This is a genomic window from Celeribacter sp. (assembly GCF_048261515.1).
Taxonomy (GTDB): Bacteria; Pseudomonadota; Alphaproteobacteria; order Rhodobacterales; family Rhodobacteraceae; genus Celeribacter.
Genome location: NZ_JBLXFZ010000009.1, coordinates 22,344 through 44,050, shown reverse-complemented (window position 1 = coordinate 44,050; position 21,707 = coordinate 22,344). Strand labels below are relative to the sequence as shown.

Here is a 21,707-nt window from a genome sequence, read left to right as displayed (position 1 = left end):
CGTCAATCATAGAAATCCTCATACAGATCATAGTTAGCCGCATCGTCAGCGGAGGGTTCGCCACCTGTGTCGCGCGCGGGGTCATTGCCCGTGAGCGTGTAACGGCGACTATCGAGATAGGTCAGCTTCATCACAGTATAGCTGTCAGCGCTGTCATAGAGAACGGATTCGTAGATATCCGAATATTCATAGCGGTCGTTCACCAACGTCGCAGCGCGCAAAGGGCCGATGGCCTTTACCACATCCGCGCCGAACACGACTTTCGCAGGGTTCAATGCCACATCCACAGCAAGGCCGACGGCATCCCGTGTCGTCGATGGGCCAATCACGGGGAGGACCACATAGGGCCCTTCTCCCGCGCCCCAGACATGAAGCGTCTCGCCAAAGTCTGTCGGACGAGCAGGCAGGCCGAAAGCATTGGCCACATCAAGCAACCCGCCAATCCCGATCGTCGCGTTCACCGTGAAGCGGAAGAGGTTGTAGCCCGCATCGTCAAGGCGCGCCTGAAGGATATCATTGGCAATCACCCCTGGAAGCCCGACCGTGTCCGACACGTTCGAGACGCCTCGACGTAGCACCGATGGAAGTACCGTGCCGTAGACTTGCGAGGCTGGCCTTACCAAAGCACGGTCAACATCCGTGTTGAATTCATGGGTCTCGCGATTGGCCGTTTCGTAAGGATCAATGTCCCCCTGCGTCGTCGCAGCGCACCCCGCAAGCAAAGCGGAGGCGAGAATGACGGGCGGAGCTATGCGCAGGCGAGCGTTCATGGATCAAACTTTCAGATCGAACAGGCCAGAAGCGACCAGTGGCATCGTTACATCGGCGCGGTTCGGAGACCACGCCTTTGGTGAAGAATTCGTGGAGGGCACATAGGGTTTTTCCGACGGAAGCCCAATCTTTACCTTTAGGGACTTATGGTCGTGTGGCCGAGAATCAACACGTTTTCCACGAGACCACATATATGCGCGCTTTTGCGCTGCACTGTCTCCCAAAAAAGCAGGCAGAAATTCCCTCAATGTCCTCCATTTCCACAGACCAGTTTCGACAAGGGGCCGAAGAACTCTCGCAGGTCCGACGCCAGTCGCGCGGGGCGTTCCTTGGTTCCTTTGTCTTTTCCATCTGCATCAACCTCCTGATGCTCACTGGTCCGCTTTTCATGCTGCAAGTCTACGACCGCGTGCTCGGTTCGGGGTCGGAAGCAACGCTGGTGGCGCTCTTTGCGATTGTGGCGTTTCTCTTTCTCATGATGGGGCTTCTGGACGGTGTACGCAGCCGCATCTTCGCGCGGATCGGTGCGCGGTTCCAATCGACGTTGGAGGAGCGCGTTTTCAACGCCGCCCTTGATCGCGCCGCAAACAACCCGCGATTGGTCGAGCGTTCGGAGGCGATGGATCATCTTGCCGCGATCCGACGTTTTCTGTCCTCGCCCGTGTTGGCCGCGTTCTTTGACCTGCCCTTCACGCCGCTGTTCCTCTTAGGCATCGCACTGTTTCATCCCCACCTCGGAATGTTCGCGCTTGGCGGCGGGGCTGTTCTTGTCCTCGTCGCTCTGGCGCATCGCAGGGCGACCAGAGAGCCAAACGCAAAGGCACAACGCGCTGATATCACCGCGGCACAAATGGCCACCCGCCTGACCGCAGCATCCGAAGCGCTCAAGTCAATGGGAATGCAACGCGCCGCCTATCGTCGTTGGCTCACTGCGCGCGAGGCCGCTCTTGAAAACGAAATCATGGCTGCAGATATCACAATGTCCTACACCGCCGCATCCAAGGCGCTACGCCTGTTCTTACAGTCCGCGATGCTGGCGCTTGGGGCGTGGCTCGTGCTGGAACGCGAACTGACGCCTGGCGCGATGATCGCAGGTTCCATCCTGCTGGGACGTGCCTTGCAGCCCGTCGGCGTGCTGATCAACCAATGGGCTGTTCTCCAATCGGCACTGCGCGGGCGGGAAGCGCTGGCCGAACTTCTCGGCGCGCATCCCGTGCGCGCGCCACGCATGGAACTGCCCCGTCCGTCCGCCGCCCTCCACGTGAAGAACCTGACCATCATCCCTCTGGGGCAGGCGCAAGCCTCCCTTCGCATGGTCTCCTTTCACGTCACTCCCGGCGAAGCGCTTGGCGTGATTGGGCCCTCAGGCGCGGGCAAATCAACATTGGCGCGGGCGCTGACTGGTGCGTGGCCCGCTTCGGGCGGGACCATTCGCCTCGATGGCGCGAAGATCGACCAATATGATCCCGAAAGACTCGGCACCTATATCGGCTACCTCCCGCAATCGGTCGAACTCTTCGACGGAACAATCACGGAGAATATCGCGCGGCTGGCGGTCGATCCCGACCATGAGGCCGTTGTCGCCGCAGCTCGAAAAGCCGCTGCACATAAGATGATCCTAGAATTGCCCGATGGCTACGATACGCAGGTCTCCTCCTCGAGCGGGTTGCTGTCGGGCGGTCAGTTGCAACGGATCGGCCTTGCCCGCGCCTTCTACGGCGCACCCGTAGTCGTGATTCTTGATGAGCCAAATTCGAACCTAGACAACGAAGGCTCCATGGCGCTCAATGCCGCGATCCGCGCGCACAAGGACGCTGGCGGCGCGGCGTTAATCATGGCGCACCGCCCTTCGGCAATCGAGGAATGCGACAAGCTCCTTGTGCTCAAAGACGGCACAGCCCGCGCCTTCGGCCCCAAAGACCAAGTGCTCAGGGACACCGTGCGTAATGTCACTGAAATACGACGTGGTAGCGTAGGGGGTGTGCAATGACCGCTTCCGCGCCCCCATGGTCAACGCGCCGCCTATCCACGGTCGGATTCCTCTGCGTGCTGGTGCTATTTGGCGGCTTCGGCGGCTGGGCCGCTTTTGCCCGCATCGACGGAGCCGTGGTGGCCTCAGGCAAAGTCGAGGTAGCCCAGAACCGACAGGAAGTCGCGCATCGCGATGGCGGCATCGTAGCCAGTCTCAACGTCGGCGAGGGCGACAAGGTCAAGGCGGGCGATATCCTCCTGACCCTATCGGCCAATGAACTACGCAACGATATCTCGATTGCCGACGGGCAATATTTCGAACTCCTCGCCCGCGCCGCCCGTTTGGAAGCGGAGCGTGATGGCGCGGATGCCCTGACATTTCCCGACGAACTTCGTGCGCGGGTCTCCGTAGATCACGTGGCCACGAAAGCCGCCGAAACGCAGCGATCGCTTTTCGAGGCACGGCGCATCACACAGGCCCGTGAAATTGAGCAACTCGAAAAACGCAAAACCCAGATTGATGCTCAGATCGACGGGCTGGAGGCCCAAGCCGCCGCGCTCACCGAACAAAAGGCACTGGCCGAGGCTGACCTTGAGGACCAAACCTCGCTACGCGCCCGCGGGCTGACCCAGCAAAGCCGCGTAACGGATTTGCGCCGCGAGGTTATCGGCCTGACTGGGGAGATCAGCCGTCTCGCCGCATCACTGGCACAGGCCCGCGCGCAGATCACGGAGATTGATCTGGCCATTCTCAAACTCGGCACAGACCAGCGAGAGCGTGCGATCAGCGAGTTACAGGACATAGAACCCGCCCTGTCGCGGCTACGCGAGCAACGCGCCGCCATGTCGGCACGCGCCGCGCGGCTTGAATTGAAAGCACCCGTAAGCGGGACGGTATACGGCCTGTCTGTGTTCGGGCCCGAAGCAGTCATCTCGCCCGCCGAGCCCGTGCTCTATATCGTCCCCGCTGACAGCCCGCTCATCATCACCGCCAAGATCAGCCCGACCCACGTCGATCAGGTCTACCGTGGCCAGCCCGTGCGTCTTCGCTTCACCTCATTCGATCAACGACGCACGCCCGAGTTGCTTGGAACACTGCTCACCATCTCCCCCGATGCGTTCCGCGACGAGTTTACAGGCGCGCAATACTACCGTGCCGAATTTACGCTCCCTCAGGATCAGAGGGCGCGGCTGCCCGAGGGGACAACGCTCCTGCCAGGGATGCCCGTGGAGGTCTTTATGTCGCGTGGGGGGCGGACACCTCTTGCCTATTTGGTCAAACCATTGGCAGACTATTTCAACCGCGCATTCCGCGAAGATTGATCTAGAAAAGAGACCCATGCCATGACCGCCATCGACGACGCACTGACCAAACTCGGACTGACGCTGCCCGACGCCCCTGCTCCCGCCGCCAACTACGTTCCTTACGTGATCAGCGGGAAGCATCTTTATGTCTCGGGGCAGGTGTCCACTGGTGCCGACGGTTTCATCACTGGAAAGCTCGGAGCAGATTTGACTGTCGAAGAGGGGGCCGCAGCCGCACAAACCTGCGCGCTCGCGCTTCTGGCACAGGCACGCGCCGCCGCGGGGGGCGATTTCTCGCGGATCAAGCGGCTGGTGAAACTCGTGGGCTTCGTAAACTCGACGCCTGATTTCGGCGACCAACCAAAGGTCGTCAATGGCGCATCCGATCTATTTGTCGCTGTGATGGGCGATGCCGGGCGGCACGCGCGTTCGGCGGTATCGGCTGCATCGCTTCCCTTCGGCGTCGCGGTCGAGATCGAGGCCATCTTCGAACTCGCCTAATGCCCGTTCCGCCGCTTCCAAACGCTTTTCTGATCCGCCCCATTGCCCATCGCGCCCTGCACGATGGCAACCGAACCCGTGCCGAAAACGGACGCCTCGCCGTAGAGGCGGCGATTGCGCGGGGATACGGGATCGAGATCGACGTGCAACCGAGCGCGGACGGCGATGCGATGGTGTTTCACGACTACGATCTGGGGCGGGTGACAACAGCCACGGGCGCGATCCGTCAAAGGAGCGCGGATGCGCTGGCCAATGTGTCCTATCGCACGGGCGAGGTCGGCATCCCTACTCTAGCCCAGATCTGCGACCAAATTGCGGGGCGGGTTCCTCTGCTTATCGAGATCAAGGATCAGGACGGAATGATGGGCTCCGATATAGGAACGCTTGGTTCCTCCGTGGCCAAAGTGCTGCGCGACTATGAGGGTCCGCTCGCGGTAATGTCCTTCAACCCGCACGCCGTCGCGGAGATGCGCGACCTCCTGCCTGATGTGCCACGCGGACTGACAACTTCAGACTTTCCCAAAAAGGACTGGCTCTTGCTCTCGGACGCGCGGCGTGCGGAGCTTGCATCTCTGGATAAGGTCGAGGCCGTTGGCGCCTCGTTCATCTCGCACAAGATCACTGCATTGGACCACCCTCCCGTTCTGGCGCTAAAAGAGCGCGGAATACCTGTTCTGTGCTGGACGGTTAAGAGCGCTGCACAGGAGATCAAGGCACGGAAAGTTGCGCAGAATATCACCTTCGAGGGCTACCTGCCCGCTTGACCGCCGCGGGTGAGACACCAATTCTGAACAGGAACGGCGCTGCATTACCCCCGTTTATGGGGGCGATCGACAGCGCTAGCGGGAGCATGATGCGTGTCAGACGAGATTGAAGTTTTTCTTACGCCCACAATCGACGGGATCGGCGCGGTGGATTGGGACGCCTGCGCGCGCTCCAATGTTGATGGCAGGGCCGCCGATCCCTTCACGACCTACCGTTTTCTGCACGCTCTGGAGGACTCGGGGTCGGTCGGGCCGGGCACGGGATGGCACCCGCAATACATCGCAGCCCGAAAGGACGGGCAGGTAATCGCGGTCGCTCCCATGTTTGCCAAATCGCACAGTCAGGGCGAATATGTTTTCGATCACTCATGGGCGAATGCCTATGAGAACGCGGGCGGGCGATACTATCCGAAGCTCCAAATCGCGGTGCCTTTCACGCCTGTCACGGGAACACGGCTCCTGGCCCGCGAAGGGTTTGAGATGATCGGACGAGCCGCGTTGGCCGAGGGGGCAGTTTCTGTCGCCGCGCAGAACCAAATTTCTTCGCTCCACATCACATTTTGCAGCACCGAAGATCGCGAAGCAGGCACACAGATGGGTCTCATGGCGCGCGGAGGCCAGCAATTTCACTGGAGAAACCGCGGGTATGAAGTCTTCGACGACTTCCTCGCCGACTTGTCGTCGCGCAAACGCAAAAACATCCGTAAGGAACGCGCCACTGCGCAGGGGTTCGGCGGTGAGATCGTGCAGTTCACAGGCGATGACATCCGTCCAGAACATTGGGATGCCTTCTGGAATTTCTATCAGGACACTGGCGCGAGAAAATGGGGAACTCCTTACCTCACCCGCGCGTTCTTTGATCATGTGCATGAAACGATGCGAAACGATGTGCTCTTGGTCCTCGCGCTGGACGCCGGCAAACCCGTTGCGGGCGCGCTCAATTTCATCGGGTCCGATACCCTTTTCGGACGCTATTGGGGCTGCACCGAGCACCATCCCTGTTTGCACTTTGAACTGTGCTACTACCAAGCCATCGACTACGCCATTGCACATGATCTTGCGACGGTCGAGGCGGGGGCGCAAGGTGAGCACAAACTGGCGCGCGGCTACCTGCCGACCCCGACGCATTCGCTACACTGGATTGCAGATCAGGGATTCAGACGGGCGGTTGCGGAATTTGTCGCCGCCGAACAGGCCGCCGTTGACGAGGAGGTTGAAGTCCTGACCGCGTGGGGGCCGTTCCGAAAGGATGCGCGCGACGAGGATCACGACTGAACAACAGCAGGCCCATTGCAATTTATCCGCCTGACCGGCCATCTGGGCCGCGAGGAACACCGCCCCGAAGAGGGCCAGAACGGAAGACAGACGATGCTTGAGACGATTTTGAACTACGAGCTTTACAATGGAATAACGGTGGCCGACTTATTCGACGAGGAATTCCTTCTGAGTGTGCTGGGATCATTTGCTGGTGCGCTCACGCTCCTGATCATCGGGTTGTTTTTCGCGGGCTGGGCGCGTCGCCGCATCCGTCGCATTCCCGAGACTTACAAGCGGATGGACGCGACGCTGTTCAACTTCCTGTCGAACATCGCCCGCTATGCGATCATCGCCTTCACGGTGCTGTTCATCCTCAATTCCTTCGGCGTTCAGACAACCTCCATCGCCGCGCTCATCGGTGCCATGGGTATCGCCATCGGTCTGGCACTTCAGGGCACTCTGTCGAACGTGGCTGCGGGGGTAATGATCATCCTGTTCCGCCCGTTCAAGGTAAGCGACTTCGTTGAGGTTTCAGGGAAGATGGGCACGGTTAAAGACATTTCACTCAATTTCACCGAACTGTCCGATTTGTCGAATGTGCAGGTGATCGTGCCGAACTCGCAGGTCTGGGGCAATATCATCACCAACTACTCAACCAATCCGAAACGCCGCGCGGAGTGGGTCTTTGGTGTAAGCTATGACGCGGATCTTAAACTTGCCGAGAAGGTCATTCGTGACACGATTATGGGCGACCCTCGCTCGCTCACCGATCCCGAGCCATTTTTCCAAGTTAATAACCTTGGCGATTTCTCTGTCGATTTCCTCGCGCGCGCTTGGGTCAAATCCGAAGACTATTTCCAATACCAGGCCGATATGAAACGCAATGTGAAAGTCGCGCTGGATCAGGCAGGCGTGGAGATTCCCTTCCCCACGCAAACCTTGATCAATCACGATTAGATCGCGTCCAGAAGCGCTTCACCCGCCGACACGGTGCATTCGCCAGCGTTATCCTCAACGTTGAGCGCCTTGACCACGCCATCCTCGGCATAGAGCGCGAAGCGTTGCGAGCGTCCGTAGAGACCCGCGGGCGGCGCTGTAAAATCGAGGCCAAGCGCCTTGATGAAAGCGCCCTCTGCGTCCGCGAGCATCGTCAGCCCCGCATCGCCTGCGCCCGTATCCTTGGACCATGCGTCCATCACGAAAGGATCGTTGACGGAGATACAGATCACCTCGTCCACACCCTTGGCATCGAATTGCCCTTTCGTGCGGATGAAACTGGGAAGGTGGGCCGTGGTGCAGGTGCCAGTATAGGCACCAGGCAAACCGAAAAGCGCGACCTTGCGACCTTTGAATTTGGTGTCGAGATCAACCGCTTCGGGTCCATTTTCACCAATCGTTAAGACAGTGCCCGCTGGGAGCGTGTCGCCAATAGTAATTGTCATTTTATGTCCTTCGCATTGTATCTTCTTAAGCTTCAGATGTAGTGTCTCGTGGCAATTGGTCTAGAGGAAAGTTTGATGCGTCAAGTCATTGTCATCGGTGCAGGTCAAGCGGGTCAATCCATCGTCACCAAGCTGCGCAGCGAAGGCTATGAGGGACGTATCTTGCTGATCGGCGACGAACCCGTACCGCCCTATCAGCGTCCGCCTTTGTCGAAAGCCTACCTGCTTGGCGAGATGGAGCTAGAACGGCTGTTCCTGCGCCCAGCGAGCTATTACGAAGACGCGAATATTGAACTGGTAACGGGCACATCCGTGACTTCCATCGACCGTGAGGCGAAGACTGTTTCGATAGGCCCGCGTGTGGAAAGCTATGATGCGTTGGTGCTGGCCACGGGGGCCCGTCCACGGCTCCTGCCCGAGGCTATTGGCGGCGCACTTGGTGGCGTCTATGCGATGCGCACGCTAGCAGACGCCGATGCCATCGCCCCCGAATTCAAAGGGGGTGCACGCGTCCTGATCGTGGGTGGCGGCTATATCGGATTGGAAGCCGCGGCCGTGGCCGCGAAGAAGGGCCTGAATGTCACGTTGGTGGAAATGGCCGACCGCATCCTGCAACGCGTCGCGGCAAAGGAGACTTCAGACTACTTCCGCGACCTTCACAAAGAGCACGGCGTCGACCTGCGCGAAGGCGTCGGCCTCAAGGAACTGCGCGGTGACGACAGGGTGCGCGAAGCGGAACTGACGGATGGCACGGTGCTCGACGTTGATTTCGTGATTGTCGGCGTGGGCATCACTCCCGACACCGCACTGGCCGAGGCGGCGGGTCTAGAGATAGAGAACGGCATTCGCACGGATGAATACGGGCGCACTTCTGATCCGTCGATCTATGCTGCAGGCGATTGCGCCTCATTCCCGCATGAAGGCCAGCAAATGCGCCTTGAAAGCGTTGGCAACGCGATTGATCAGGGCGAGTTGGTCGCATGCAACATCCTTGGTGCGAATGTGCCTTACGTGCCGAAGCCGTGGTTCTGGTCCGACCAATATGACGTGAAGCTTCAGATCGCGGGCCTATCGATGGGGCACGACGAAATTGCCGTGCGCGAGGGCGAGGGCACACGGTCGCACTGGTATTACCGCGCGGGCCAGTTGATCGCCATCGACTCCATGAACGACACCCGCGCCTATATGGTGGCCAAGCGGTTGATCGAGGCGGGCAAGAGCGTAGATCCCGCCCGCGCCGCCAACCCCGACACCGACCTCAAAGAACTGCTACGCGGCTGATGAGAATTATTGCAGGTAATTTCCGCGGGCTGGCGTTGGCGTCCGTTGGCAAGGGGGATGCGGGTGCACACCTTCGCCCCACCACTGACCGCGTGCGCGAGAGCCTGTTTTCGGTTCTGGTCGCGGGGAAATACGGCGATGCCGTCACGGACGCCCGCGTGCTCGATCTTTTCGCGGGAACGGGCGCATTGGGGCTTGAGGCCCTGTCTCGCGGAGCGGAATGCGTGACCTTCGTCGATGACGGGAGGAAGGCGCAAAGCCTCGTGGCGCAGAATATCGCGAAGTGCAAAGCCGAAGACGTCACCACAGTGATGCGCGTCGATGCGACCCGCCTGCCCGCCAACACAAGCGCCCCCTACGATCTGGTATTCCTCGACCCGCCATATGCCAAAAGCCTCGGAGAGAAGGCTATCGCAGCCGCACTTTCCGGAGGCTGGTTGACACCCCGCGCGCTGGTGGTCTGGGAAGACAGCGCGCCCATAGTGCCTCCCGACGAGCTGACCCTGCTCGACACCCGCAGATACGGGGATACGAAAATCAATTTTCTGGAGCCGAAATGACCGTTCAATGTGTGATCTTCGATTGCGACGGGGTGCTTGTGGACAGCGAACCGCCTACCCTCTCGCTACTGCGCGACGACCTTGAGGCACATGGTCTGCCCCTCGCCATGGCCGATATCGAGCGCGACTACACTGGGCTGCTCATGGAGAATGTCGCCAAGAAGGCACGTGCGGCAGGCGCCGATCTGCCCGAGGACTGGGTGCCGCGTTTCTATGAAAAGATGTTTGCCCGTCTTGGCGACGGCGTGCCGCTCATGGAGGGTATCGAGGAAGTGCTCGATCAACTCGACGGCGCGAGCATTGCCTATTGCGTGGCCTCTAATGGTCCAGATGCGAAGATGGAGATCACGCTCGGCGCGCACCCCGCGCTCTACGAGCGCCTCAAGGGGCGCATCCACTCCGCACATCGCCACAACACGGCAAAACCCGACCCGGACCTTTTGCTGATCGCAGCGAAAGCGGCGGGTGTTGCGCCCGAGAACTGCGTCATGGTTGATGACAGCCCCTCGGGTTGTATCGCTGCACGGCGGGCGGGGATACGTTGTTTCGGTTTTGATCCGTCTGGCGATGGTGCGCGCCTTGGTGGGGAAGGGGCCGAACATCTGGCCGACTTGCGCGACCTGCCCGCGCGTATCGGTCTTTAGCCGTTGCCCGCGCGCAGGACATTGCCCGCGAGATAGAGCGATCCGCAGATCAGGATACGGGCGTTCGGCACGTGTTCGGCAATCGTAGACACCGCCGCCTCGATGCTCTCGGCCTCGCTTGCCTGCATACCCACGGCACGAGCCTGTGCAGCAGTCTCGGAGGCGGGCAGCGTATTGGTCTCGCCCGCGATCGACACGGAATAAAGATGCGCGGCATGGGCAGCCAAGGGGCGCAGATAACCCGAAATGTCCTTGGTGTTGAGCATCCCACAGACGAAGTAAGTCGGACGCTCAGGCAGGCTCGAGAGCACCCGCGAAATAGCCTCCCCCGCTGCGGGGTTATGTCCACCGTCGAGCCATATCTCGGCATGGGGAGTACGGTCGAATAGCGGACCGCGCCGCAATCGCTGCATCCGCGCAGGCCATTCGGCGTCAGTCATTGCGGCCTCGCAGGCGGCATCACCCAATTCCAGCGCCCGCAACACAGCCAGCGCCGCACCCGCGTTCATAATCTGATGTTCCCCGCGCAAGGCAGGCAGAGGCAGATCACGCAAGCCGTTTTCGTCCTGATAGACCAACCGCTCGCGCTCTTCCCAAACGTGCCAGTGCTGACCATAGGCCAGAATCGGCGCGCCGAGACGCATGGCGCGATCCTCGATCACCTCCATCGCAGCGTCTTCTTGCGGACCAACGATGACAGGCACACCGCGCTTGATGATCCCCGCCTTTTCCCCTGCGATCTGTTCGATCGTGTCGCCAAGAAACTGGGTGTGGTCAACAGAGACGGGCGTGATAACGGTCGCCGCTGGACGCTCGATCACATTGGTTGCATCCAGCCGACCGCCAAGTCCCACCTCAAGCAGCGTGAAGTCGGCAGGCACCCGCGACATGGCAAGGATCGCAGCGACGGTCGTGATCTCGAAATAGGTGATCGGTGCACCATCATTGGCCGCTTCGCATTCCTCCAGAACCGCAGAAAGCCCGTCCTCGGAAATCAATTCACCGGCAAGACGAATGCGTTCGTGGAAATAGGCGAGGTGCGGCGAGGTGTAGACATGGGCCGATTTTCCCGCCCCCTCAATCCCTGCGCGGATCATGGCGAGGGTGGAGCCCTTCCCGTTGGTCCCCGCAACATGAATGACGGGCGGCAGGTCGCACTCGGGATGATCAAGCGCCTCCAGCAGCCGCCAGACACGATCAAGCACGAGATCAATCACCTTGGGATGGAGCGCCATGAGGCGACCGAGAATCACATCGGATGTCATCGCGCCCTCACAGGCAAAACGCGCCGCGCGTCACTTCGCAGCGCTGTCCTTTTCAGAAGTCTCGGCAGGCTCCGCTTGAACATCAGCCTCCGCAGCAGTCTCGGTCGCGTCCGGCTTTTCGTCCACGTCATCTGGCGCGGGCAAATCAGCCACAACAGCGGGCGGCAGGTTTCCGATCATGCGCAGGATCGTGACCAGCTCTTCCTTGAGCTTGGTGCGATGTGTAACGCGGTCAAGCATCCCATGATCCAGCAAATATTCGGCACGCTGGAACCCCTCGGGCAGCTTCTCGCGAATGGTCTGCTCGATCACACGAGGTCCCGCGAAACAGATCAGCGCATTGGGCTCGGCAATTTGCACATCACCCAGCATTGCATAGGACGCTGTCACGCCGCCCGTGGTCGGGTGTGTGAGCACCACGATGTAAGGCAAGCCCGCTTCTTTGAGCATCTGAAGCGCCACGGTCGTGCGCGGCATCTGCATCAGGGACAGAATTCCCTCCTGCATCCGAGCGCCGCCAGCGGCGGAGAACATCACAAAGGGACGCTTGAGCTTGATCGCGCGCTCAACGGCAGCAATGAAAGCGTTGCCGACATACATCGACATGGACCCGCCGATGAAGGAGAAATCCTGCGCTGCGGCGACGATGGGCGTGCGACCAATCTCGCCTTCCGCGACCAACATGGCTTCCTTCTCGCCCGACGCGCGCTGCGCCGCTTTCATACGGTCAGGATAACGCTTCTGATCCTTGAACTTGAGTGGATCCTCGATGGGTTCGGGTACATCCACCTCGGTGAAAACACCGCCATCAAAAAGCGCCTTGAAACGTGCGCGCGGCGCGATGTGCATGTGGTGATCACAACTCGTGCAAACGTTCTGGTTATCGGAAAGCTCCCGATGGAAAAGCATAGCTCCGCATTCGGGACACTTGGTCCACAAATTGTCGGGCGTGTCTCGTTTCGAGAAAAGGGACCCGATCTTCGGTCGGACGTAGTTGGAGATCCAGTTCATTCTGGTGCCTTCGCGCCGTTTTCGATTTCCACCCAGATAAGCCGTGTGGGCAGGAAATGCAATCAACGCCGAAGCGCAATTCGCACCGTCAGCCATAGCACCAGAAGGTGCAGGCTCTCGAAAAGCATGACCAAAGGATCACTATAGGCAGATGCGATACCACCAGTGCGCACGAAGAGGCCGAAGCCCGACAGCAAGTCCTCATGCGGCGCAATCAACATCGCCGTGGCGTTGTGGACGAGGTGGAGCGCGATGGCCGGGCCGATGGAGCCGCTTCGCGCCGTCAGATCACCCGCAACAAGACCGAATGCAACCGCCCAAATGACGGGGAAGATCATGCCTGCCGTACCCACGCCATCCCTCGCGCCCAAGTGGCCAATGCCAAAAACCAACGCCGAAAAGAGGATGCCAAGGGCAATCGAACCCGTCGCGCCCGTGATCTGCGTTTGCAGGTAGCCGCGAAAAAACATTTCCTCGGCCGTGACCTGAATCATCAGACCAAGAAGCGCCAGCGGCAGCCAGAAAAGCCATTGTGACGAGGTGTATTGGGCAACGAATTCCATCTCCGCATGGTCCCACGGCAGCAGCATGGTGAGGGCAGTGATCCCGACCACCCATTTCCCGCAGGTCACGAAATCCGCCCGCAGACGCGCAGCGGGGCCCGTGATATCACGCAAACCGCGTGCATTGAGCCTTTTCGCTGTCAACCAAGTCGCACCGATCATGACGACAAAGGAGGAGAAGACCACGAAAGCTCCGCCAGGCGTTACGCCGAGGCGCGGTATGTGATTCCGTCCTAATGCGACTACATTCAACTCGGACGCCGCGGAGCCAACCACCAGGAAGAACAGCGGCGTGCCGAGCATCATTACAAACAGGCCCACGGCCAGAATAGCGAAAATGCGCCATTGTTCGGGGTGGCGACGGGCCGAAGCCAGCATCGCGGAGTAATCGGGATCAATCACGTAACGTCTCCTTTCGCGCCTATCTAGCAGCCGTTCGCCGACCCTCATAGGGAGCAATGCGTAATCCTTGCACACCTTCGCGGGCGCGGCTATCCACGGCGGCACTCTCCTAACACGCCACACTGGCGAAAGGTCCGCCATGATCGCACTTCCCATCTTTGGACATTGCGCCCGCCTCAGCGTGACGCTGGTCGCTGTGGTGGCACTGGCGGGGTGTGAACTGGACCTGTCGTCAGGTGGTTTTGGCGGAGCACGCGAACGGGATGCTGTGCAGCTTACGGGCGCGGGGCTGACGATTGCGGGGCCCATCGGTTACTGCGTTGATCGCGCAGCTCTTGACGACAGCGCGGACGGTGCCTTTGTCCTGATGGCCAATTGCGACGCATTGCACGGGCGGCGCGTATCGCGGGGCGACGATGCGCTTGCGCTCCTGACTGCCTCAGCCTCGGCCCCGCTATCGATCCCGACCGCCTTCGACGCGGAACGCCTTTCCAGCTTCTTCGGGTCACAGTCCGGGAAAGCCGCTTTGTCACGCGCAGGATCTGCGGGCACGATCACATTGATCGACACATTCACGGATGGAAACGTGTTCTTTGTTCACGCACGCGACAGCGCACCGAACCCGCTTGGCGCCTTATCCGACGAATACTGGCGCGCGGTGATGGTGGTCTCTGACCGTCTCGTGTCGCTCACCGTCACCCCATACGCCGCCGCGCCATTGTCGAGCGAACAGGTCAAACGGCAAACCGCCGCTTTTGCGCAATCAGTTTCCGCCGCAAATCAAGCCTTGCCCCAAAACATTGTTTCTGAAAATGAAATAGGCGGGTGAATCCGATGGTATTTGTTGAATTGCAACCTTTCTGCGGTCCACTGTTGGAAACGACAATCAAGAGGCACCACTGAGCCATGAGCGGCAGACTGACACGACTGATCGAGAGGCGCTTAAACCGTCTGGCTCGCGCGCGCTGGCGCAAGCGGCTGCACGAGGCGGAGGCCTGTGATCTCGAAAGCCTGCGTGATCTGCGGCAGCAGGCGCGGGGCCTACTGGATGTTCTGGAACGATTCCGCTTCATTGCCGATGGTCGGCTGGCCCTGCCGCTGATCGGATCGAACGCCATGCAACTGCCTCTCTACACCGACTGGGCGCATCGCCCCGAAATCTGGCGCGGCCCCATCACTCCGCGCGGCGGCGCGGCGGTCCCATCCAAAACGAAGATCGGCGCGGAGGCCACGCTATTCCACGACTGCGCGGCGAGCGAACTGACCTTCCGACAGGTGCGCAATATTTCGGAAACCGACCTGTCGCCATTTGCGCTTAACCTTGATGTGCTGCGATTCGACGGATCGTTCCTGTCGCTTTCCATCGACCTACCTTCCGAGGCGCACAGTGGATTGACCAAACGCCACGTTGTCCGCCTCGATTGTGCGGTCGATACCGAATATCCCATCGAGATTTTCGCCCGACTAAATATCAAGCATGGCCCCAATAGCGACGAGTTGGTCCGCGAGTTGCCACTCGACAGTGATAACGTGTTTGTCGAGTTCGACCTCGCCTATACCGACCTCAATGAGGCGCGCGTAGAAAAGCTCTGGGTTGACCTGATTTTCGAGGGGCCGCAGATGAACCAGATCCTGTTGCGCGACGTGACCGTGTCACGTCATCCACGGGCCGAGATGTAAGGAAACAGGGATGTCTACTGGCACGATGAAACTGGTCAAGAAACGGCTCCACGCGGGCGTTTGGGAGGGTGAAATACACCTGCCTGACGGTGACACGGGCGAACCGACGATCGAGGTGACACACCGCGACCAACCCGTTCTGGGTCACACGCTGGCCGAAGATCCGGATCGCGCAGGCATATATTTCTTCCGCTTTGCCATTCCCGTCGACATCATTAGCGACGGGGTTGAGGTCTTTCTCTTCACCGATCGCGAAACGGGCGAGCGGCTTGGGGATTGCACACTGATCGCTGGCGAGGCGCTCGCGGGCGACATTCGCGCAGAGATGGCACTCATGCGCGAGGAACTGGACCTTCTCAAACGCGCCTTTCGCCGCCATTGCGTCGACACGGGCAGCGCCTGATTTCAGCCACTCTGACGCGGCGTTTTGCGTGACACGCCCGCGCAAGAACCCCATTCTGCGTGGCAAAAGGGAGGCTCGAATTGACCCAATATCCGCATATGCTAGCGCCGCTTGATCTCGGCTTTACGACACTCAAAAACCGCGTCCTGATGGGGTCGATGCATACGGGCCTTGAAGAACGCGGGAAATGGGACGCCGTCGCAGAATTTTACGCGGAGCGCGCACGCGGTGGCGTCGGTCTGATCGTGACGGGCGGCATGTCGCCCAACGCGGAGGGCGGCGTTTTTGCAGGAGCGGCGGGCCTGTTTTCCGACGCCGACATTGCCAACCATCGAAGTGTGACGGATGCTGTCCACGACGCAGGCGGCAAGATCGCCATGCAAATCCTGCACGCGGGCCGCTACGCCTACAATCCCGATTGCGTTGCTCCCTCCGCCATCAAGTCCCCGATCTCACCCTTCCCGCCGAAGGAACTCGACGAAGAGGGAATCGAGAAGCAGATTGCCGACTATGCCACCGCCGCAAAACGCGCGCGCGAGGCGGGATATGACGGGGTCGAGATCATGGGCAGCGAAGGCTACCTGATCAATCAGTTCCTCGTCACCCACACCAACCGTCGCGAAGATGCGTGGGGCGGCTCCTATGAAAACCGGATGCGCTTTCCCATCGAAGTGGTCAAACGGGTGCGGGAGGCTGTCGGGCCTGATTTCATCGTGATCTACCGCATTTCGATGATCGACTTGATCCCGAACGGTTCGACATGGGAAGAGGTTGTGACGCTCGCCCACGAGATCGAAAAAGCGGGTGCGACGATCCTCAACACAGGCATCGGATGGCACGAGGCCCGCGTGCCGACAATTGCCACATCCGTGCCGCGCCGCGCGTTTTCATGGGTGACGAAGAAGATGATGGGCGAGGTTTCCATCCCTGTCGTCACGTCCAACCGCATTAATCATCCCGATGTGGCCGAGCAGGTTCTCTCCGAGGGCTGCGCGGATATGGTGTCCATGGCCCGCCCGTTTCTGGCCGACCCCGCTTTCGTCGCGAAGGCTGCTGCTGGAAGGGCGGAAGAAATCGCGCCCTGTATCGCGTGCAACCAAGCCTGCCTCGACCACACGTTTCAGGGCAAGCTGTCGTCCTGCCTCGTTAATCCACGCGCCTGCCACGAAACGGAATTTGACGACACTCTAGCCACCGAGAGCAAGTCCCTTGGCATCGTGGGCGCGGGCCCTGCAGGAATGATGGCCGCAATCACGGCGGCGCAGCGCGGCCATTGCGTTACACTCTTTGACCGCGCGAATGAAATCGGTGGCCAACTCAACATGGCGCGTCAGGTGCCTGGCAAAGAGGAATTCAACGGTCTCGTCGACTGGTTTGCGACTATATTGGACCAAACGGGCGTGACCCTGCGGCTTGGCACCATCGCCACGCCCGAACTTCTACGCGATTTCGACGAGGTGATCGTGGCGACGGGCGTTACTCCGCGTGATCCCGAAATTGCAGGCCAGAACGATCACGGAAACACCGTAAGCTACATCGATATCCTGCGCGACAAAGTCGCCGTCGGCCCGCGTGTGGCCATCATTGGCGCCGGCGGAATTGGCTTCGACGTTGCGGAATTCCTTTCGACACAGGATAGCCCGACTCTCGACCTTAACGCGTGGAAAGAAGAATGGGGCATCACCGATCCCGCCACGGATCGCGGTGGCCTCTCGCCTGACGGCCCCCACCCCAACGCCCCCGCTCGCCAGATCACCCTGCTGCAACGCAAGGCCGAGAAGCCAGGAAAACGTCTGGGCAAAACGACGGGATGGATCCACCGCGCAACGCTTCAAATGAAGGGTGTTACGATGATGGGCGGCGTCTCTTACGACTCAATCACGCCCAAAGGGATCCTGATTACCAAGAATGGCGAGCAGAGCCTGATCGAGGCCGACACGATCGTCATGTGCGCAGGACAACTGTCCGAGCGCTCACTGGCAGATTCTCTGGAGGCGGAAGGGCGTCGGGTGCATGTCATCGGCGGCGCCGATGTTGCCGCCGAACTGGATGCAAAACGCGCTATCGACCAAGCTGCGCGACTGGCCTCCACGCTCTAACGCGAAGGAAATCGTCGCGTTGTCAAAGCATTAGCACACCAAGGGGGTAACGCCTCCCGTTTCCCCCTTGGTGACGATCTATCAAAGGATCATGCTATTGTCCTTCGATCTCCCCATTGTTGCCCGAATTGCCTGTGATTTTCGTCTGCGTGGGGACGATGCTGCAGGTAAAGAATAAATGGATCGACTAACTGAAATGGAAGCCTTTGCCACGGTTGTGGATCAGGGCGGCTTTACTGACGCTGCGAAGAAGATGGGGATTTCCAAATCCGCCGTTTCCAAGCACGTCTCCGCCCTTGAAGCCCGCCTCGGCGCACGGCTTCTTAATCGCACAACGCGGCGAGTAAGTCCGACGGAGATCGGATTGGCCTATTATGATCGCGCCCGCCGTGTGCTCAATGATGCAGGTGAGGCTGATGCACTTGTCACCTCTATGCAATCAGCGCCTTCGGGCCTGTTGCGCATCTCCGTTGCGACCGATTTCGGGGTCAATCATCTCTCACCCGTTCTTGGCGAATTTCTCTCTGAGTTCCCCGACATCACCGTCAACATGGTGCTCAACAACCGCTATGTGGAGTTGATCTCCGAAGGCTTCGACATGGCGATCCGTATCGGCGAGTTGGAAGACAGCACTCTGCGCGCGCGCAAGCTGACCGAGACGACCAAGATGATGGTCGGCTCTCCCTCCTACTTCCAGAAATACGGCCGCCCGCAGAAGATCGACGACCTCAACGAGCACAAGCTCCTACATTACGGCAACCAATCCAATTCCGCCGTTTGGAAACTCACGGCTCCTTCAGGCGAGAAACGTCAGGTACGCACCGCGGGCTGGCTCACTGTGAACGACGGGCAATCGCTTCTCAACGCCGCCGTTTCAGGGTTGGGCATCGCTTACCTGCCGTCCTTCCTCTACTCTGATGCGCTGGAAAAAGGATTGATCGAAGAGGCCATTCCAGGCCTGCCGCAGGAAACCCAAGGCATCTACGCGGTCTACCCGCCAGGCAGATTTACGCAGCCGAAAGTGCGCGCATTCATCGACTTCCTCGTGAACACCTTTGCCGACAAAGGCCCCGACAACTGGTAAGTCGGGACACGCATTTCCATCCTGTTAGTTTTCACGGGTCGAAGCCAGAACAGCTTCGACCCGTCTGTTTTTGTCGCGCCCGCCATCACTGTCGTTGGAAACACGGGGCGCAAGGTAGCCCACGCCATCTGCCGAGATCTGCGAAGGCGAGACGCCGTAGTTGCTCACAAGGCGATCCCTTACCGCTTCAGCGCGACGGCGAGACAAGGCGATATTGCTTTCGAGCGCTCCGACATTATCCGTGTGCCCGACCAAAACGATCCGCGCGTCAGGCGTCTGCGTAAGAAAATCGGCAAGGGCACGGAGAGATGAAAACGGCCCCGCCCCCAAGGTCGACGCGCCCGTCTCGAACGCCAGATCGTCAAGCGACACATGGCCATGCGTAATCAGCGCGGACACGATGGTTTCCTCGCTCCCCGCATCCGCCTCTGGGAGCCCTCCCGGTTCGGGTGCAGTTTCGGGTGCAGGTGCGGCAGTGATGTCTATTGTCGGTACGCCGCGCGGGACCACTTCGGACAGATGGATAAACCCCGCGTTGCGCGTGCGGCTCGTGACAATACTTGCCACATGCCCTTCATCATCACGCGCCACAAGATACTGGAAATCTCCGAGATCCACGAACATATGTGGCGGCGGCAAGAGGTCGAGCTCGAAGCGGAAGGCAAAGCCACCGCACACAGTATCGGCACAGGCAAAAAGCACCTCGAAGCCGTCCGCCTCAATCTGCGCGCGAAGCGGGTCGATAAGCTGGAAACTGGTAATCGAACTGGGCACTGACCACGCCCGCCGCGTAACCGTGCCGCTTTGCGCCAGCATTACCGTGTCATCAACCACAACCCCATTCGCCAATGAGCGCGTCGGAAAGGTGATTTCGCGCACGGTTTCGTCGTGCTCAGTAGCGATCGCGTTCGACGGAAGGTCGAGCGCCGCCATGGGTATAGCGAAAACGACGAGAGCCGCGATTGTCAGGGAAAATACGCGAGGAAGCATCGGGTCAGCGGAAACCTTTCTGACGAAAGTGGCAGCCATCCCAAGTCGCCATTCCAGGCGAAGTGTGGAGCGCGGTCCGGATTTGGCGGGAGGCGTAGGAGGTCATCTCAGTCGCGCGGAAACAATGTGGCAAGCTCTAGCATGGCCGCGTCGATTTGCGCGCCGTCGAAGCCGCGAATGACGATGTTTGTGCCGTATGCGCCACCCTTTTGGAATGGGTAGGATCCAATCGAAAGATCGGGATAGCGCTCCGCAATGTCGCGCAGCGGCTCGGCCACAACACCTTCGCCCCGATCAATGCGATAGCTCTGCGACATAAGCGGTGTGCCTCCCGTAATTGTGGGCAGAACCGAGGCAAGCATCGCTTCGAAAATATGGGGCACCCCAGCCATGACATGAACGTTTCCAAGGGTGAACCCGGGCGCAATGGACACAGGATTGTCGATTAGTGTCGCGCCATCGGGAATGCGCGCCATGCGTAACCGTGCGGCCGTAAACTCCGCGCCCTGCGCCCCGTAATGCGCTGCCATAAGCGCGCGGGCATCCTCGCGCACATCAATAGGAACGTCAAAAGCCGCGGCCACGCAATCGGCGGTGATGTCGTCATGGGTCGGACCGATGCCGCCTGACGTGAAAACATGATCGTGGGACGCCGAGAGCGCGCGGATCGCCGATACGATGGCGTCTTTGTCATCGGACACAACGCGCGCTTCCCTCAGATCGATGCCATGTTTCGTCAATGCACCGGCCAAATGATACATGTTGGCGTCGCGTGTGCGACCCGAGAGGATTTCATCCCCGATCACGAGCATGGCGGCGGTTGGATTCGGCATCATGGCCTCCTTGGCATATCTACCCTATCGGTATAGGCCTGCGCCCATGCGCTTTCAAACCGAACTCGTCCCCGCCACGCTTATTCGTCGCTATAAACGCTTCCTCGCCGATATTCGACTTGAGGACGGACGCGAAGTCACCGCGCATTGCCCAAACCCGGGTGCGATGACGGGCATGGCGGAGGAAGGAACGCGCATCTGGGTCGAGCCAAACGACGACCCCAAAAAGAAGCTCAATTTCGGCTGGCGTCTGGCGGCGGTCGGTGGCGCGATGGTCGTGGTCGACACCAGCCTTGCCAATAGGATCGTGGGCGAGGCTCTGGCCGCAGGATTGCTTCCCGAGTTCACGGGTAATCTGCGTGCCGAAGTGGCCTATGGCGAAAACTCGAGGGCGGATTTTCTGCTGACAAACGGGAATGCGCGCAGATGGATTGAAGTCAAATCGGTGACACTCTCGCGGCAGGCGGGCCTCGCCGAGTTTCCCGACACGAAAACCGCGCGCGGCGCGAAACATCTGGCCACTCTGGCGGCGCAGGTCGAAGCGGGAGACAACGCCACGATGCTCTACCTCGTTGCGCGCACGGATTGTGACCACGTTGCTGTGGCCGCCGACATCGACCCGACCTATGCAGCCGCCGAAGTGGCCGCCCGCGCTGCGGGGGTTTCTATCCGCGCCTACGGCATTAAGGCCACGCCCGAGGAGATCACACTGGTGCCAACCCCTTTGCATGTCGGCTGAATTCACCTGCGGCCCTTCGCCTCTGGAATTTACGGGATCATGGGCGTATATGAAGCCGCATTAACGTAGGAGAGACCCTTGGACGAGACACATCGTGGCCGCATCACCAAAGATGGAATTCGCATTCACGAGGATGCGGACT

At 59.9% G+C, this 21,707-nt stretch carries 22 protein-coding genes; 15 read left to right on the top strand and 7 right to left on the bottom strand.

What is annotated here, in order from left to right; translation table 11 throughout:
• Nucleotides 1–2 precede the first annotated feature (2 nt).
• Nucleotides 3–770, bottom strand: coding sequence for a VacJ family lipoprotein (locus tag ACN0SC_RS14750; RefSeq protein ID WP_417250453.1), 768 nt, complete (start codon nt 768–770; stop codon nt 3–5).
• Nucleotides 771–1,027: 257 nt separating this feature from the next.
• Between ACN0SC_RS14750 and ACN0SC_RS14745 the strand changes: the two genes are divergently transcribed.
• From ACN0SC_RS14745 to ACN0SC_RS14720, 6 genes are all read left to right on the top strand, one after another.
• The gene (locus ACN0SC_RS14745; protein ID WP_417250527.1) at nt 1,028–2,761 is read left to right on the top strand and encodes a type I secretion system permease/ATPase; all 1,734 of its coding nucleotides are present in this window, start codon (nt 1,028–1,030) and stop codon (nt 2,759–2,761) included.
• Entirely contained in the window at nt 2,758–4,065 is a 1,308-nt protein-coding gene (locus tag ACN0SC_RS14740) for an HlyD family type I secretion periplasmic adaptor subunit (RefSeq protein WP_417250452.1), read from the top strand. Before ACN0SC_RS14745 ends, ACN0SC_RS14740 begins: the two co-directional genes overlap by 4 nt.
• A 21-nt stretch (nt 4,066–4,086) precedes the next feature.
• Nucleotides 4,087–4,548: a RidA family protein gene (locus ACN0SC_RS14735; RefSeq protein ID WP_417250451.1), complete on the top strand. Its 462-nt coding sequence runs from the start codon at nt 4,087–4,089 to the stop codon at nt 4,546–4,548.
• Nucleotides 4,548–5,312, top strand: a complete 765-nt coding sequence (locus ACN0SC_RS14730) for a glycerophosphodiester phosphodiesterase family protein (RefSeq protein ID WP_417250450.1) — start codon at nt 4,548–4,550, stop codon at nt 5,310–5,312. Before ACN0SC_RS14735 ends, ACN0SC_RS14730 begins: the two co-directional genes overlap by 1 nt.
• 93 nt (nt 5,313–5,405) lie before the next feature.
• Complete coding sequence (locus tag ACN0SC_RS14725; protein ID WP_417250449.1) at nt 5,406–6,587, top strand: GNAT family N-acetyltransferase; 1,182 nt, start codon at nt 5,406–5,408, stop codon at nt 6,585–6,587.
• A 93-nt stretch (nt 6,588–6,680) separates the two neighbouring features.
• Nucleotides 6,681–7,526: a mechanosensitive ion channel family protein gene (locus ACN0SC_RS14720; RefSeq protein ID WP_417250448.1), complete on the top strand. Its 846-nt coding sequence runs from the start codon at nt 6,681–6,683 to the stop codon at nt 7,524–7,526.
• On the opposite strand, the gene ACN0SC_RS14715 is transcribed toward ACN0SC_RS14720, so the two are convergent.
• Complete coding sequence (locus ACN0SC_RS14715; protein WP_417250447.1) at nt 7,523–8,011, bottom strand: peroxiredoxin; 489 nt, start codon at nt 8,009–8,011, stop codon at nt 7,523–7,525. The genes ACN0SC_RS14720 and ACN0SC_RS14715 overlap by 4 nt on opposite strands.
• Nucleotides 8,012–8,086: 75 nt before the next feature.
• Here ACN0SC_RS14715 and ACN0SC_RS14710 point away from each other — a divergent pair, with 75 nt between their 5' ends.
• From ACN0SC_RS14710 to ACN0SC_RS14700, 3 genes are read left to right on the top strand one after another with little or no spacing between them, the layout of a single operon-like run.
• Nucleotides 8,087–9,292, top strand: a complete 1,206-nt coding sequence (locus ACN0SC_RS14710; protein ID WP_417250446.1) for an NAD(P)/FAD-dependent oxidoreductase — start codon at nt 8,087–8,089, stop codon at nt 9,290–9,292.
• A complete protein-coding gene (rsmD, locus tag ACN0SC_RS14705; RefSeq protein WP_417250445.1) occupies nt 9,292–9,852 on the top strand; it encodes a 16S rRNA (guanine(966)-N(2))-methyltransferase RsmD in 561 nt (186 codons plus the stop codon). Before ACN0SC_RS14710 ends, rsmD begins: the two co-directional genes overlap by 1 nt.
• Entirely contained in the window at nt 9,849–10,496 is a 648-nt protein-coding gene (locus ACN0SC_RS14700; protein ID WP_417250444.1) for an HAD family hydrolase, read from the top strand. The genes rsmD and ACN0SC_RS14700 overlap by 4 nt, the downstream gene beginning before the upstream one ends.
• Here the strand turns inward: ACN0SC_RS14700 and ACN0SC_RS14695 are convergent.
• The 3 genes from ACN0SC_RS14695 to ACN0SC_RS14685 form a co-directional block, all read right to left on the bottom strand.
• Nucleotides 10,493–11,761 (bottom strand): bifunctional folylpolyglutamate synthase/dihydrofolate synthase, encoded by a 1,269-nt coding sequence (locus ACN0SC_RS14695; RefSeq protein ID WP_417250443.1) that lies wholly within the window; start codon nt 11,759–11,761, stop codon nt 10,493–10,495. The two genes, ACN0SC_RS14700 and ACN0SC_RS14695, sit on opposite strands and share 4 nt — an antisense overlap.
• 30 nt (nt 11,762–11,791) lie before the next feature.
• Nucleotides 11,792–12,772 (bottom strand): acetyl-CoA carboxylase, carboxyltransferase subunit beta, encoded by a 981-nt coding sequence (accD, locus tag ACN0SC_RS14690; protein ID WP_417250442.1) that lies wholly within the window; start codon nt 12,770–12,772, stop codon nt 11,792–11,794.
• Between the two features lie 62 nt (nt 12,773–12,834).
• Nucleotides 12,835–13,737 (bottom strand): CPBP family intramembrane glutamic endopeptidase, encoded by a 903-nt coding sequence (locus tag ACN0SC_RS14685; RefSeq protein WP_417250441.1) that lies wholly within the window; start codon nt 13,735–13,737, stop codon nt 12,835–12,837.
• A 139-nt stretch (nt 13,738–13,876) separates the two neighbouring features.
• Between ACN0SC_RS14685 and ACN0SC_RS14680 the strand changes: the two genes are divergently transcribed.
• The 5 genes from ACN0SC_RS14680 to ACN0SC_RS14660 all read left to right on the top strand — a co-directional run bounded on the left by ACN0SC_RS14680 (nt 13,877) and on the right by ACN0SC_RS14660 (nt 19,003).
• Nucleotides 13,877–14,566 (top strand): hypothetical protein, encoded by a 690-nt coding sequence (locus ACN0SC_RS14680; RefSeq protein ID WP_417250440.1) that lies wholly within the window; start codon nt 13,877–13,879, stop codon nt 14,564–14,566.
• Nucleotides 14,567–14,643: 77 nt separating this feature from the next.
• Nucleotides 14,644–15,417 carry a DUF6478 family protein gene (locus tag ACN0SC_RS14675; protein ID WP_417250439.1) on the top strand — a complete coding sequence of 258 codons (774 nt, stop codon included), beginning with the start codon at nt 14,644–14,646 and terminating at the stop codon, nt 15,415–15,417.
• A 10-nt stretch (nt 15,418–15,427) separates the two neighbouring features.
• Nucleotides 15,428–15,820 (top strand): hypothetical protein, encoded by a 393-nt coding sequence (locus tag ACN0SC_RS14670; protein WP_417250438.1) that lies wholly within the window; start codon nt 15,428–15,430, stop codon nt 15,818–15,820.
• Between the two features lie 80 nt (nt 15,821–15,900).
• Nucleotides 15,901–17,919 carry an FAD-dependent oxidoreductase gene (locus ACN0SC_RS14665; protein WP_417250437.1) on the top strand — a complete coding sequence of 673 codons (2,019 nt, stop codon included), beginning with the start codon at nt 15,901–15,903 and terminating at the stop codon, nt 17,917–17,919.
• 178 nt (nt 17,920–18,097) lie between these two features.
• Nucleotides 18,098–19,003: a LysR family transcriptional regulator gene (locus ACN0SC_RS14660; protein ID WP_417250436.1), complete on the top strand. Its 906-nt coding sequence runs from the start codon at nt 18,098–18,100 to the stop codon at nt 19,001–19,003.
• Between the two features lie 24 nt (nt 19,004–19,027).
• Here ACN0SC_RS14660 and ACN0SC_RS14655 read toward each other — a convergent pair whose 3' ends face one another.
• Complete coding sequence (locus ACN0SC_RS14655) at nt 19,028–20,032, bottom strand: OmpA family protein (RefSeq protein WP_417250435.1); 1,005 nt, start codon at nt 20,030–20,032, stop codon at nt 19,028–19,030.
• A 68-nt stretch (nt 20,033–20,100) separates the two neighbouring features.
• On the bottom strand, nt 20,101–20,826 hold the full coding sequence (locus ACN0SC_RS14650) for a competence/damage-inducible protein A (protein ID WP_417250434.1): 726 nt from the start codon (nt 20,824–20,826) through the stop codon (nt 20,101–20,103).
• A gap of 46 nt (nt 20,827–20,872) precedes the next feature.
• Between ACN0SC_RS14650 and sfsA the strand changes: the two genes are divergently transcribed.
• Complete coding sequence (gene sfsA / locus ACN0SC_RS14645) at nt 20,873–21,565, top strand: DNA/RNA nuclease SfsA (RefSeq protein ID WP_417250433.1); 693 nt, start codon at nt 20,873–20,875, stop codon at nt 21,563–21,565.
• Nucleotides 21,566–21,707 lie beyond the last annotated feature (142 nt).

Bases quoted from the DNA above. Each gene is read 5' to 3' on its own strand.
- ACN0SC_RS14750 (WP_417250453.1), bottom strand. From the start codon at position 770: ATGAACGCTCGCCTGCGCATAGCTCCGCCCGTCATTCTCGCCTCCGCT.
- ACN0SC_RS14740 (WP_417250452.1), top strand. From the start codon at position 2,758: ATGACCGCTTCCGCGCCCCCATGGTCAACGCGCCGCCTATCCACGGTC.
- ACN0SC_RS14735 (WP_417250451.1), top strand. From the start codon at position 4,087: ATGACCGCCATCGACGACGCACTGACCAAACTCGGACTGACGCTGCCC.
- ACN0SC_RS14730 (WP_417250450.1), top strand. From the start codon at position 4,548: ATGCCCGTTCCGCCGCTTCCAAACGCTTTTCTGATCCGCCCCATTGCC.
- ACN0SC_RS14720 (WP_417250448.1), top strand. From the start codon at position 6,681: ATGCTTGAGACGATTTTGAACTACGAGCTTTACAATGGAATAACGGTG.
- ACN0SC_RS14715 (WP_417250447.1), bottom strand. From the start codon at position 8,011: ATGACAATTACTATTGGCGACACGCTCCCAGCGGGCACTGTCTTAACG.
- ACN0SC_RS14710 (WP_417250446.1), top strand. From the start codon at position 8,087: ATGCGTCAAGTCATTGTCATCGGTGCAGGTCAAGCGGGTCAATCCATC.
- rsmD (WP_417250445.1), top strand. From the start codon at position 9,292: ATGAGAATTATTGCAGGTAATTTCCGCGGGCTGGCGTTGGCGTCCGTT.
- ACN0SC_RS14700 (WP_417250444.1), top strand. From the start codon at position 9,849: ATGACCGTTCAATGTGTGATCTTCGATTGCGACGGGGTGCTTGTGGAC.
- ACN0SC_RS14695 (WP_417250443.1), bottom strand. From the start codon at position 11,761: ATGACATCCGATGTGATTCTCGGTCGCCTCATGGCGCTCCATCCCAAG.
- accD (WP_417250442.1), bottom strand. From the start codon at position 12,772: ATGAACTGGATCTCCAACTACGTCCGACCGAAGATCGGGTCCCTTTTC.
- ACN0SC_RS14680 (WP_417250440.1), top strand. From the start codon at position 13,877: ATGATCGCACTTCCCATCTTTGGACATTGCGCCCGCCTCAGCGTGACG.
- ACN0SC_RS14675 (WP_417250439.1), top strand. From the start codon at position 14,644: ATGAGCGGCAGACTGACACGACTGATCGAGAGGCGCTTAAACCGTCTG.
- ACN0SC_RS14670 (WP_417250438.1), top strand. From the start codon at position 15,428: ATGTCTACTGGCACGATGAAACTGGTCAAGAAACGGCTCCACGCGGGC.
- ACN0SC_RS14660 (WP_417250436.1), top strand. From the start codon at position 18,098: ATGGATCGACTAACTGAAATGGAAGCCTTTGCCACGGTTGTGGATCAG.
- ACN0SC_RS14655 (WP_417250435.1), bottom strand. From the start codon at position 20,032: ATGGCTGCCACTTTCGTCAGAAAGGTTTCCGCTGACCCGATGCTTCCT.
- ACN0SC_RS14650 (WP_417250434.1), bottom strand. From the start codon at position 20,826: ATGCCGAATCCAACCGCCGCCATGCTCGTGATCGGGGATGAAATCCTC.
- sfsA (WP_417250433.1), top strand. From the start codon at position 20,873: ATGCGCTTTCAAACCGAACTCGTCCCCGCCACGCTTATTCGTCGCTAT.